The organism is Kocuria sp. KRD140 (assembly GCF_017168375.1).
In the GTDB taxonomy this organism is placed as follows: domain Bacteria; phylum Actinomycetota; class Actinomycetes; order Actinomycetales; family Micrococcaceae; genus Kocuria; species Kocuria marina.
Genome location: NZ_JABFAW010000001.1, coordinates 365,513 through 378,359, shown reverse-complemented (window position 1 = coordinate 378,359; position 12,847 = coordinate 365,513). Strand labels below are relative to the sequence as shown.

9 protein-coding genes are annotated in these 12,847 nt (G+C 69.4%); all 9 read left to right on the top strand.

The window, feature by feature from the left end; genetic code table 11:
- Nucleotides 1-1,991 (top strand): hypothetical protein (locus J1M36_RS01640; RefSeq protein WP_206478507.1); only part of this gene is annotated, 1,991 nt, incomplete at its 5' end.
- Entirely contained in the window at nucleotides 1,992-3,056 is a 1,065-nt protein-coding gene (locus J1M36_RS01635) for a lipoate--protein ligase family protein (RefSeq protein ID WP_206478505.1), read from the top strand. It abuts the gene before it with no gap.
- Nucleotides 3,057-3,199: 143 nt separating this feature from the next.
- Nucleotides 3,200-4,222, top strand: a complete 1,023-nt coding sequence (locus J1M36_RS01630) for an LCP family protein (RefSeq protein ID WP_240505726.1) — start codon at nucleotides 3,200-3,202, stop codon at nucleotides 4,220-4,222.
- Between the two features lie 120 nt (nucleotides 4,223-4,342).
- Nucleotides 4,343-5,758, top strand: a complete 1,416-nt coding sequence (locus J1M36_RS01625; protein WP_241246690.1) for a glycosyltransferase family 4 protein — start codon at nucleotides 4,343-4,345, stop codon at nucleotides 5,756-5,758.
- The gene (locus J1M36_RS01620) at nucleotides 5,755-7,731 is read left to right on the top strand and encodes a glycosyltransferase family 4 protein (protein WP_206478502.1); all 1,977 of its coding nucleotides are present in this window, start codon (nucleotides 5,755-5,757) and stop codon (nucleotides 7,729-7,731) included. The genes J1M36_RS01625 and J1M36_RS01620 overlap by 4 nt, the downstream gene beginning before the upstream one ends.
- Nucleotides 7,728-8,630 (top strand): ABC transporter permease, encoded by a 903-nt coding sequence (locus J1M36_RS01615; protein ID WP_241246689.1) that lies wholly within the window; start codon nucleotides 7,728-7,730, stop codon nucleotides 8,628-8,630. The genes J1M36_RS01620 and J1M36_RS01615 overlap by 4 nt, the downstream gene beginning before the upstream one ends.
- A complete protein-coding gene (locus J1M36_RS01610) occupies nucleotides 8,620-9,582 on the top strand; it encodes an ABC transporter ATP-binding protein (protein WP_240505718.1) in 963 nt (320 codons plus the stop codon). Before J1M36_RS01615 ends, J1M36_RS01610 begins: the two co-directional genes overlap by 11 nt.
- Nucleotides 9,579-11,504, top strand: a complete 1,926-nt coding sequence (locus J1M36_RS01605) for a glycosyltransferase (RefSeq protein ID WP_342358266.1) — start codon at nucleotides 9,579-9,581, stop codon at nucleotides 11,502-11,504. Before J1M36_RS01610 ends, J1M36_RS01605 begins: the two co-directional genes overlap by 4 nt.
- Nucleotides 11,505-11,592: 88 nt before the next feature.
- On the top strand, nucleotides 11,593-12,840 hold the full coding sequence (gene wecC, locus J1M36_RS01600) for a UDP-N-acetyl-D-mannosamine dehydrogenase (protein ID WP_206478494.1): 1,248 nt from the start codon (nucleotides 11,593-11,595) through the stop codon (nucleotides 12,838-12,840).
- Nucleotides 12,841-12,847 lie beyond the last annotated feature (7 nt).

The window sequence follows — 12,847 nt, the reverse complement described above, 5'->3', positions numbered from 1 at the left end:
CCGCACCGTCACCCAATCCGTCCCGTTCGTCGCAGGCCCCCGCGTGCTCCGGGCCGCGCGCATCGTCCCTCCCACACCGCAGGCTCCCGGTACGACGCCGCGCGCTCGCCATCCTGAGCACCGTCCTGTTGTGCGCGACCGCCTGCGCGGGACCGCAGCCCGACCCGTCCGCGTCGTCGGCGCCCGAGCCCACCGGACCCGTTCCCGGGGTGGCCCGTAATGCGCCGTTGCATGCCGTGGACCCGGGTCTCGTGGCGGCCGTCCGGGACCTCCCCGAGACCTATCCGGGGAGTGCACCCCGCAAGAACGATCCCACCGTGCGGGTGACCCTGAGCCGGACGAGTCCCGGGGACGAGGACTACCGGCACGGTTCCGTGGGGCTGTCCTTGGAGTCCACGGATCTGGCGGACCCTCGGTTGGGGGAGGACAATCACGACCTCATCTCGATCCTGCAGTCCCTCCATGAACCGACCCTGCGCTTCGGTGGCAACTCCACGGACCGGCGCTTCTTCTTCACCTCGACCGACGAACCGATCCCCACCAATTGGCCCCTTGCCAAGGAGGAGAAGATCACGAAGGTCACCCCGGCGGACCTGGAACGCGTCGCGGCACTCGCGCACCGCACGGGTACGTCCGTGATCCTGAGCGCCAACCTGGCTCGCTACGACCCGGACCGGGCAGCGGATCTGGCCGCACACGCGCGTGCGGCGTTCGGGGACCGGCTCGTGGGGCTGATGATCGGTAACGAGCCCAACGGGTTTCACCGGGGCTCGGACGATCCCCTCAACGTCAAGGGACCGGAGTGGAACCGGACGGTCTACGCTCGTCAACTCACCGCCTACGCCCGCGCGGTGCACCGGAAGGTTCCGCACCTGCGCATCGTGGCACCGGGGGCCTATTCCGATCCGTGGTGGGAAGTCGCCGCCGAGGCCCCGGGCACGGCTCCCTTCGCGCTCGCACTGCACCAATACCCACTCTCCGAGTGTGGGACGCGGTGGGCCCGGCAGAAGCCCACGGTGACCAACGCGGTGGCCCCGCAGACCCGCGAGCGCGTGGACGCCCTGGTCTCCCGCGCCCGCTCCGTGGCGGACGAGCACCGCGTACCGCTGTGGATCACCGAGACCTCGCTGTCCTCGTGCCCCGGCGGGAACCAGATCACGGAGACCCTGGCCGCCGCCGTCTACCAGGCCGACTACTCCGTCCGGGTCCAGGCGCTCGCCGCGGAACGGGTCACCGCGCACTCGTCCCTGGGCCCGTGCCACGGTGGCCCGCCCATGTCCCCGCTGTGCTCGGACGGCACCGTGGGCTCGCCCGGCGAACGCTTCGGGCTGCGCGCCAACGGCCTCGCGCTCGCGTTGATCGCGAGCATTCCGCAGGGCACCATGACTCCGGCGCGCACCGGGTCCGAGGACCTCACGGCGTTCGCGGTGACCCACGCGGACGGGAGCACCTCGCTCGTGCTCTCCGACTTCCGGGACCCGGCCACCGCGGGCCCCCGCACCACCACGGTCACCACGCCCGGGCCGGTGCAGCGCGTCACGCAGTCCCAGTTGCGCGGCGGCTCGTGGCGCGCCACCGCTCCGGTGCGCGGCGCCGCGGACGCCCCGGGCTCACCCGACGGCGCTACAGCCGAGGAGCAGGCGACGGACGACGCCGCACCGGGGGCGACGTCGTCGTACCCCGCGGACCCGCGCGTGCACCTGAGCGTGGAGAACGCACTACGCTCCTCGGCCGACGGCGCGGTGAGCGTGGACGGCTACGGCCTGCCCATCACCCCGCCCGCCGACCGACCCGAGGTCGCTGGGGTGCGGTCGGGAGCGACGTCGTTCGCGGTTTCGCTGCCCGCCGGCACCACCACAGTGCTTACCATCGAGACGGAACACGCCACGGCCCGGCCGAGCGCCACCGCGTCGCCCTCCGGGGACGGGACCCCCACCCCGAAGGCCACACCGGGGGTGCCCCGGGCCACCACACGCAGCGGAGGTCAGTGAATGAACACGACGAGCGCACACGGGGAGTACAAGGTCCCCGGCGGGAAACTGGTGGTCGCGGACTTCGACGTCACGGACGGACACCTGGAGAACGTGTCCATCAACGGGGACTTCTTCCTGGAACCGGACGAGGCGCTCGCGGACATCAATGCGGCCCTGACCGGTCTGGCCGAGGATACGTCGCCGCAGGACATGGTCGAGCGGATCGAGGCGGCCGTGCCGCGCAACGCCGTGCTGTTCGGCTTCGACCCGCGCGCCGTGGTGATCGCGGTGCGCCGAGCGCTGGCCCGGGCCACGAGCTGGTCCGATCACGCGTGGGAGGTGATCCCCGCGCAGGTGCGCCCCACCCTCGAGAACCTCGCGCTGGACGAGGTGCTCGCCAAGGAGGTGGGCGCGGGACACCGCCATCCCACGCTGCGGATCTGGGACTGGGACGAACCCGCCGTGGTGATCGGATCGTTCCAGTCCGTGCGCAACGAGGTGGACCCGGAGGGGGCCGCGCGTCACGGGATACAGGTGGTACGCCGGGTCTCCGGGGGTGGGGCCATGTTCATGGAGGCCGGTAACTGCATCACGTACTCGCTGTACGTGCCGCAGACCCTGGTGGACGGGATGAGCTTCGCGGATTCCTACCCGTTCCTGGACGCGTGGGTCATGCAGGCCTTCGCGGACCTGGGGGTCGAGGCGTTCTATGTACCACTCAATGACATCGCCACGCCCCAGGGCAAGATCGGGGGGGCGGCGCAGAAGCGCTTCGCCAACGGCGGGATGGTGCATCACGTGACCATGAGTTACGACATCGACGCCGAGAAGATGACGGACGTGTTGCGCATCGGCAAGGAGAAGCTCTCGGACAAGGGCACCCGCTCCGCGAAGAAGCGCGTGGACCCGTTGCGACGCCAGACGGGGTTGGCCCGCCGGGACGTGATCTCGGCGCTGACCCGCACGTTCACGCAACGCTACTCGGCCGGTGTTGGTAAGGTCTCAGACAGCGAACTCGCCGCCGCCCGGGAGCTGGTGGAGCACAAATTCGGGACCGAGGGATGGATTCACCGCGTGCCGTAGGTACTATGTGCGATAGCAATCAACGGCTCCGCTGACCGACGGCCCGCCCCCCGGGACGTGATCCCCAGCGTCGCCGTGGCGGCAGCGTTGTCCGGTGAGTGTCGCTCGATTCCGACCCCCCACCCACGGAGTGCCACGTGTCCATGAACCAGTTCGAGTTCGACGAAGAACAGTCCCGCCCGCGCGGAAAACACACCGGACGCAACATCCTGCTCACGGTGCTCGCACTCCTGCTGGTCGTGGGCGTGGTCGCCGGTCTGTTCGTGTGGAACCTGGGTCGCAACTTCGACCGTGGGGCCTCGACCCTGGAATCGGCGTTCCCCGAGGAGTCGGCCCGCCCGGCCAAGGGCTCCGCCCAGGACGCCGGCACCACCGTGTTGCTCCTGGGTTCGGACAAGCGCCCCGACGGTGTGGACCCCAACGTCACCGGCTCCCGCGCGGACTCCATCATGCTGCTGCACATCCCCGAGGACGGGGGGCAGATGTACGTCATGTCCATCATGCGCGACACGTGGGTGGACATCCCCGGGGTGGGGGAGTCCAAGATCAACGCCGCCCTGGACCACGGCGGGATGCCGCTCATGGTCGAGACCATCGAGCAGAACTTCGGAACCCGCGTGGATGAGGTCGCGCTCGTGGACTTCGCGGGCTTCGAGGGCCTCACCAACGCCCTGGGCGGGGTGACGGTCAACGTCCCCGAGGCCTTCACCTCCCAGGACGGACATCGCTTCGAGGCCGGGCCCCAGGAGCTGAGCGGGGAACAGGCGCTCGCGTTTGTGCGGGAGCGCTATGCGTTCTCGGACGGTGACTACCAGCGGGTGCGCAATCAGCGCGCGTACCTGCAGGCCATGATCAACAAGCTCGTCAGCGCCGGCACCCTGACCAATCCGCTGAAACTCAACGAGGTGGTCAAGGAGATCTCCCCGTACCTGACCGTGAGTGACGGCCTCACCTCCGGGTGGATCGCCCAACAGGCCCCCAAGCTCGTGGGCCTGAGCAGCAGTGACATCCACATGTTCACGGTGCCCAACAACGGCGTGGGCACCTCCGCGGACGGCCAGTCGATCATCGTCGCGGACACCGACGCCATGCAACGGATCGGCAAGGCCATCTCCGACGGCACCCTGGACCAGTACGCCACGTCCCTGGACCAGCAAGGCCAGTAACCGCTCGACCACCCCCACCCATCCCGACTCGTGACCCCCCGCGAGAGGCCCATGAACCGCACACAACCCCCCGCATCCGGTACCTCACCGGGTGACCAGCCTCCGTTGAGGGTGCTGCTCATGGCCAGTTCCTACTGGCCCGAGCATTCGCCGCCCCAGCGGCGGTGGTACTCGCTCGTGAGCCACCTGCGGGAGCGGGGGTGGACCGTGTCCGTGGTGTGTCCCGTGGCGCACTACGGGGCGGGCCCGGACTACTCGACGCAAACGCGCGGTCGGGCGTGGCGGCGGCAGGCGGGGTTCCTGGGTGAACACATCTACCGGGTGCCCTACGTGTTCCTCGGGGACAATCGTGCCGGGAAGTTGCTGGACCAGCTCGTGAGCGCGGCCGCGTCCGTGGGGCGCGGGCTGTTCACGGGCCGCCAGAACGTCGTGGTGGTCACGGCGCCGTCGTTACCGTTGCTGGCGTCCGCGTTGCTCGTGGCGCGCGTCAAGGGGATCCCCCTGGTCGTGGAGATGCGGGACGCGTGGCCCAACCTGGCCGAGGACGCCTCCCTGGTGCGCGGCGGGTCCAAGTCCGTGGTCAACCGCGCCGTGGTGTACGTGCAGAACCGCGCGGACCTCGTGGTCACGGTGACCCAGGGCTTCGCGCGCACCCTGCGCGAACGAGGGGTGCACAACGTGGTCACGGTGCGCAACGGCATCCTCCTGGAGCGCACACCGCAGCTGCCCCCTCCTCCGGCACGACGGCGCGGGCTGCGGGTGCTGTACCTGGGCAACCACGGCGAGTCCCAGTCCCTGGACCGGCTCATCCGCGCCGCCCACCTGGCCGGGGACTCGGTCCATCTCACACTCGTGGGTCACGGCAGCCGCAAGCCCGCACTGCAGCAGCTGGCGCACCGGCTCGGCGCCAACGTGGAGTTCCTGCCCCCGGAGTACCGCGAGCGCGTGTTCGAGCGCTATCGCGACGCGGATTCGGTCGTGATCTCCCTGCGTGACGACTGGAAGTCGTTCGAGGACACCATCCCCTCCAAGACCTACGAGGTGCTCGCCGTGGGCCGGCACATCACCGCGGTCGTTCGCGGCGAGGCCGCCCACGTGCTCACCGACGCGGGCGAGGGGGACATCGTGGCCTCCGATCCCGAGCAGATCGCCGCGCTGTGGCGCGCGCTCGAGGCCGACCGTTCGCGACTGGTCCCCAGTGGGTCCGGCCGGGAATGGGTGCGGCACAACGCGGACTACGCGGACCTGTCCGTGCAGTACGACCAGCACCTGCGCGCCACCGTCCGCGAGTACTCGCGCGTGTGCGGTCAGGGCGTGCTGCCCCGCCTGGGCAGGGTGCTGCGTGCCGTCACGCGCGGCGTCGCGGGGGCGGGTTCGCGCGAGTCGCCGTTCACCGCCCGTACGGCCGACGGCGGTGCTGCGCAGGGTCGTCCCGCCGCCGAGGCGGATTCCGGCACCCCTGATACCGACCACGCCTCTCGACGCCAGGGCGTCGCGGACGGGGGCCTCGGGGGCGTCGAGCGGATGGCCTCATGAGCTCACGGCGCCGCGAACGGTCCCGTGAACTCGCGGTCAACGCGTGGCTCACGGCTCGCACGATCGGCCAGCACGTCACCGACGACCCCGTGGTCTTCTGGTTGCAGGTCTCCCGCCGGTTGCCGCGGCGCTGGGTCGCCCCCGCGGCCCACGTCCTCTCACGGGTCCCCGGCCCGCGTTGTCTCGCCGCCCGGGCCACCGCCCTGCATGTCCTGGGGGACGACGACGCCGCTCGCGCCGCCCTCTCCCGCGCCCTCGCCTCTGCAGGGGATTCGGAGCTCACGACGCAGGACCCGGAGCACGAGCACCGGGAACACGCAGGGTCGGACCAGACGCGTCCGGGCCCGCCGCGGCCGAGAACGGCGCTGAGCGCCCTGGCGCGGGGGGGCAGGAACGGGGACACAACGGCGTCGTTACGCGGCGGCGCGGAAGTAGCCCTGAGCATGGGGGACACCGGCCTCACCGCGAGCTTGCTCGCCGCACTCCCCGCCGACCATCCGGGAGCGGCTGCGACCCGCGCGCGCCTCGAGTGGTACCACGGCAACGTGGACCGCGCCGTGGAGGTGCTGGGCGACGCCGAGGCCCTCCGGCGGACCACCCGCGGTGAACGAGCCCTCGCGCGCCGCCTGGCCGCCGAGCGGGATCTGCTGGGCGACTTCTTCCCGCGGCTGGAACCTGTACGCGATTACCGGCCCAGGGACCGCACCGTGCTCTACGCCGTGACCAACTCCCTGCCGCACACTGCGAGCGGCTACGCGCAGCGCTCGCACTCGTACCTCACCGCACTGCGGGACGAGGGGTGGGACGTCCACGCCATGACCCGCCCGGGGTACCCCGTGCAGGTGGGCAAGGTGCTCGCCCGCCACACCGACGTCGTGGACGGCATCCCGTACCACCGCGTGCTCCCGCGGCGGCTGTCCGCGACCGCCACGGGACGTGTGCAGCAACACGCGCACGCGCTGCTGGAGCTCGCGCTGCGCACGCGGCCCGCTGTCCTGCACACCACGAGCCACTATGTCAACGCGTTGGCCGTACACGCGGTGGCCCAGGCTTTGGGTATCCCGTGGGTCTATGAGGTTCGCGGACTCCTCGCGGACACGTGGGCCGCGACCCGCCCGCCGGAGGCCCTCACGTCCGAGCGCTACGAGCGCTTCCAGGCTCGCGAGGCGTGGGCCGTGACCACCGCGGACCGCACCGTGACGCTGGGCACGGAAATGGCCCGACGACTCGAGGAGCTGCCTACACCGGCATCCGCCTCCGAAAACCCCCTGCGCGTGGACCTGGCCCCCAACGCCGTGGGCGGGGCCCTCGTGGAGAACGCACCGTCCCGACACGACGCCCGCGCCGCCCTGGGCCTCGCCCAGGAGACGTTTCTGATCGGCACCGTGACCTCCGTGGTGGACTACGAGGGCATTGATGACCTGTTGCGCGCCGCGGCCCAACTGCGCCCGCACATACCGTCCCTGGCGGTGCTCGTGGTGGGGGACGGCGTGGCCCGCCCCACCCTGCAGCGGTGGGCCCGCGAGCTCGGTCTCGAGGACGTCGTGACCTTCACCGGCCGCGTGGACCGAGCCCTCGCACCGCAGTACACCGCGGCCCTGGACGTCTTTGTGATCCCGCGCAAGGACCGCTCCGTGACCCGCGCGGTGACCCCCCTGAAGCCGGTCGAGGCCATGGCTGCGCGCACCGCCGTGGTCGCAAGTGATCTGCCCGCCCTGCGCGAGAGCGTGCGCCACGACGAGACCGGGCTGCTCACACCGCCCGAGGACCCGGACACCCTTGCCGAGACACTGTTCGGCCTGGCCCGGGACCCCGATCACCGCGAACGTCTCGCGAACGCCGGGCGGGACTGGGTGGTCGCACACAGGACGTGGCGGGTGATCGCCCAGCAAGCCTCCACGCGGTATGGTGAATTGAATGAAGACGTCCCCCGGACAGCGATCTACCCCCCCCCCGAGGAGACCGGAGCATGACTAGCAACACCGCCCAGGTCAGCGGGGGACTCGGGCAACCGGAGGACCGCACCGTCGAGACCTTCGACCCCACCGCGATGCATGCCGTGGGCGCCCGCCCGCCCCTGCGCAAGTACCTCCAGGACCTGTGGGCCTCCCGTTACTTCATCCTCTACGACGCCCGCGTCCGCCTGGCCGTGAGCCAGGACCACACCCTGCTGGGCAAGGCGTGGATCGTGCTCAACCCACTGCTACTGGGCTTTACGTTCTATCTCATCTTCGGGCTGCTGCTGCGCACCGGCCGGGGAATCGACAACTTCGTCGCGTTCATCGTGCTCGGACTCACGATGTTCTTGTACAGTTCCCGCTCCGTCGTCTCCGTCTCCCGCTCCATGACCTCCGCCAAGGCGCTTGTGCGCGGCTTCATGTTCCCGCGTGCCGCGCTCACGCTGTCCATCGTGGTGCGGGATGCCATGACACAGCTCTACGCTCTCGCGGCGATCCTGGTGTTCCTGCTGATCGTCCCGCCCCTGGAGCCCATCTCGTGGACGTGGCTGCTGCTGATCCCCGTCTTCGTACTGCAGAGCATCTTCAACTGGGGACTGGGCATGCTCCTGGCCCCGGCGGTGCACCGGATCCCGGACGTCTCCAACATCCTGTCCTTCTTCATGCGGCTGTGGATGTACTCGTCCGGCATCTTCTACGACCCTTCCCGCTTCGTGGACGACGAGCGCATTCTGGCCCTGTTCCACTTCAACCCCCTGTACCAGGTGCTCTACATCAGCCGCGATCTGGTGCTGCGCGCGCAGGTTCCCAGCTGGTCCTCATGGGCCGTGTTGGTCACGGCATCCCTCGGGATCCTGATCATCGGTTTCCTCGTGTTCTGGCGCAACGAGGAGAACTACGCGGATGAACGCTAGGCACGACGACGTCGCGTCGCACGCCCCGGGTATGTCGGGCGTTTCCGCGCAGCGCCTCAGCGGTGTGCCCGCCCCCGGCGACGGCGCTCCCGCACCTGCGCGGGAACCCGGCGCCGGGCCCGCCGTGGTGATCGACCACGTGAGCATGATCTACAACGTCACGTCCACGGGCGGTGGGGACGAGGTCCCGGTCTCCGCGCCGGTGCGATGGGCCCGGCGAGCGCTCGGGCGGCCCCCGATCGTGCGTAACCTGGCCGTCCACGACGTCACGCTCGCGGTACACCAGGGCGAGTTCGTGGGCTTCATCGGGCGCAACGGGTCCGGGAAGTCCACGCTCATGAACATCGTGGCCGGGCAGATGAATCCTACGTCGGGGCGGGTCTACTCAGTGGACACCCCTGTGAAACTGGGGGTCAACGTCTCCCTGGTCCCGGCGCTGTCCGGGGAGAAGAACATCCGCCTGGGCTGCCTGGCGCAGGGTATGCACCCGCGCCGGGTGGACGAATTGTTGCCCGAGCTCGTGGAGGTAGCTGCGCTGGGCAAAGCCATCCACTGGCCCATGAAGGCGTACTCCTCCGGGATGGCCGCGCGCTTGCGGTTCGCCGTGGCCACCGCCACAGACCCGCACATCCTCATCCTGGACGAGGCTCTGTCCACCGGGGACGCCCAGTTCCGCGAACGCGGGCAGGCCCGCATGGCCCAGATCCGCGAACAAGCCGGGTGTGTGCTGTTCGTGTCCCACTCGATGAACGAGGTACGGGAGATGTGCACCCGGGTGGTGTGGCTGGACCAGGGGGACACCCTCATGGATGGGGACCCCGAGACCGTCACGGAGGAGTACGAGCAGTTCATGAAGCAGCTCGCCGCCGGCAACAACCTGGCCGCCCACAAACGTAAGTTCGAGCTGATGGATCGGCTCGTGCGCACCGAACTGCGGGAGGTGCACGCGTGAGTCCCCGCTCGCTGACCGGTGATCTGCGCACCCAGTTGTGGCACCTGCGCCACGGCGGGGTGTCCCAGTGGCGGACCTACCGGCGCCGGGCGGGACTGCCCGCGGGACCGTCCGCGAGCGCCGTCGTCACCGGAGCCGGCCGCGACGCCGCCTCCGCCGGGAACGACGGCGCGCAGCGCACGGTCTCGTTCGCGGCACAGGAGTGGCCCGAGCGCGCACCGGTGCGCGGGGACCTCACCGCCGCGGTGATCCTGGACGACTTCTCCTTGCGCGCTTTCCACTACGAGTGGCACCAGGTGGTGCTCACACGGCGGAACTGGCGCGCCGAACTGGCTGCGCAGCCCGTGGACCTGCTGTTCGTGGAGTCCGCGTGGCACGGCAACGCGGACGAGTGGCAGTACCAACTCACCGGGACCTCGGGCGTGAAGGGGTCGATGCGCGAGCTCGTGGCCCACTGCCGCGAGCAGGGAATCCCCACGGTGTTCTGGAACAAGGAGGACCCGCCGCACTACGACGACTTCCTGGAGTGCGCGCGACTGTTCGACACCGTGTTCACCACGGACGTCAACAAGATCCCCGACTACCACCGGGACCTGGGGCACGAGCGCGTGGGGGTGCTGCCCTTCGCCGCGCAACCCGCCGTGCACAACCCCGCGCGGCCCCGCAACGGGTTCCACGAGCGGGACGTGGCCTTCGGGGGGATGTACTTCGCCCACAAGTTCCCCGAGCGGCGCGAGCAGATGGACGTGCTGCTCGGCGGCGCACATGATGCCTCGGCGAAACTTGACAGGGGGCTCGAGATCTTCTCCCGCTACCTGGGCCAGGACGAGCGCTACCAGTTCCCCGAGCCCCTGGACCAGCATGTGGTGGGCTCGCTGGGTTACGACCAGATGCTCACCGCCTACAAGGCGTACCGGGTCTTCCTCAACGTGAACTCGGTCGTGGATTCCCCGTCCATGTGCGCGCGGAGGATCTTCGAGATCACCGCGTGCGGCACCCCCGTGGTCTCCACACCGTCCGATGCCGTGCGACGGTATTTCTCCCACGACCAACTGTCCGTTGTGGCGGACCGCGAGCACGCCGCGGACGTCATCCGTGCCCTCGTGCGCAGCCCGGAACTGGCAGATCGCATGGTACACCGCGCGCAGCGCGAGATCTGGGCGCAGCACACCTACACGCACCGCGTGGAGACGATCGTGGAACGCGCCGTCCCGCAGCTCGCCGTCGCCCGCACCCGGCCCAGCGTCACCGTGTTGCTGTGCACCAACCGCCCGCATCGACTCCCGGACGCCCTGCGCGGGATCGCGGCCCAGGTGGACGCGGAGCTGGACGTGGTGCTCGTGGCCCACGGCTTCGACCCGCGGGCGCGGGACGTCCAGCGCGTCGTCGAGGACTGCGGGATCCAGCGCGTGACCACCGTGGCCGCGGACGCGTCCCTCACGCTGGGGGAGTGCCTCAACCTCGCGGTCGAGCACGCCACCGGGGACGTGCTGTCCAAGATGGACGACGACGACTACTACGCCCCGCGCTACCTCGCCGACCTCCTGGACGCCCTGCGCTATGCGAACGCGGACGTGGTGGGCAAGCAGGGGCACTACATGTACGTGGAGTCTCAGGACGCCACCCTGGTGCGCTTCCCACACCGCGAGCACCGATACACGGACTTCGTCATGGGGCCCACGATCACGGGCTACCGCGAGGTCTTCCGGCAGATCCCGTTCCAGCGGCGCAGCACGGGGGAGGACACGTCCTTCCTGGCCGCGGTGCGCGAAGCCGGCTACGTCATCTACTCGGCGGACCGCTTCAATTTCGTCCAGTTCCGCGGCTCGGACAGCCACACGTGGCAGGTGTCCGACGCCGCTGCGCTGGCCTCGGGACGTGTCGTCATGTTCGGGGACAGCACCCGTCATGTGACGATATGATCCTAAGGATTCTGCATGTTTACGTTGAAAATGAATGGAAGTTCCGGTCAATCGGAACGAACCAGCAAACGCGTGGTGAGGTGCGTCAATGAGTGAGCCGTTGGAAGTCGTGTTCGTGGGGCTGGGGTACATCGGGTTACCCACCGCCGTAGTCATGGCGAATCACGGGGCGCGGGTCCACGGCGTGGACGTGAACGCCTCCGCGGTGGAGCGGATCCAGCGCGGCGAGGTCACGATCGTGGAGCCGGGGCTCGAGGAGCAGCTCAAGAAGGCGATCGACAGCGGCCAGCTCACCGCGACGACCGAGATGCAGCACGGTGACGCGTTCGTGATCGCGGTGCCCACCCCGTTCAAGGAGAACTACGAGGGCGACCTGTCCTACATCCTCTCCGCCGCGGAATCCATCGCCCCGCAGCTGCGCGGGGACGAGACCGTGATCCTCGAATCCACCTCCCCGCCGCGCACCACCCAGACGCTCGCCCGTAAGATCATGGAGCTGCGGCCGGACCTGTCCCTGGACGGCGAGGACGGCAAGCCCGTGGTGTACTTCGCGTACTGCCCCGAGCGCATCCTGCCGGGCAAAGCACTCGAGGAACTGATCAGCAACGACCGCATCATCGGCGGCAGCACCCCCGAGGCCGCGCGCCGCGCCAAGGAGGTCTACGCGTCCTTCTGTCAGGGTGAACTGCTCGCCACAGACGACGTCACGGCAGAGTTGTCAAAGCTCACGGAGAACTCGTTCCGGGACGTGAACATCGCGTTCGCCAACGAGCTGTCCCTGATCGCGGACACGTTGGGCATCGATGTGTGGGAGCTCATCGAGCTGGCCAACCACCACCCGCGCGTGAACATCTTGCAGCCGGGCCCCGGCGTGGGCGGGCACTGCATCGCGGTGGACCCGTGGTTCATCGTGGCCGCGGACCGGGAGAACTCGAACCTCATCCGCACCGCGCGTGAGGTCAACGACCGCAAGCCCCAGTGGGTCATCTCCAAGGTGGAGGAAGCCTGCTCCCACGTGGAGTCCCCGGTGATCGCAGCCCTGGGCCTCGCGTTCAAGGCCAACATCGACGACCTGCGTGAATCGCCGGCCATGAACATCACCAAGGAACTCGCGGAGCACGTGAGCCACGCGACGGTCCTGGCCGTGGAGCCGAATGTCTCCGAGCTGCCGAAGGCTCTGCAAGGCCTGGCGAATGTGGAGTTCGCGGACTACCAGGACGCGATCGAGCGCGCGGACGTGATCCTGCTGCTCGTGGACCACGACGAGTTCAAGACCCTGCCGGCCACCGCTCTGAAGGGCAAGGCCGTGGTGGACACCAAGGGTCTGTGGCGCTGAGTCACTG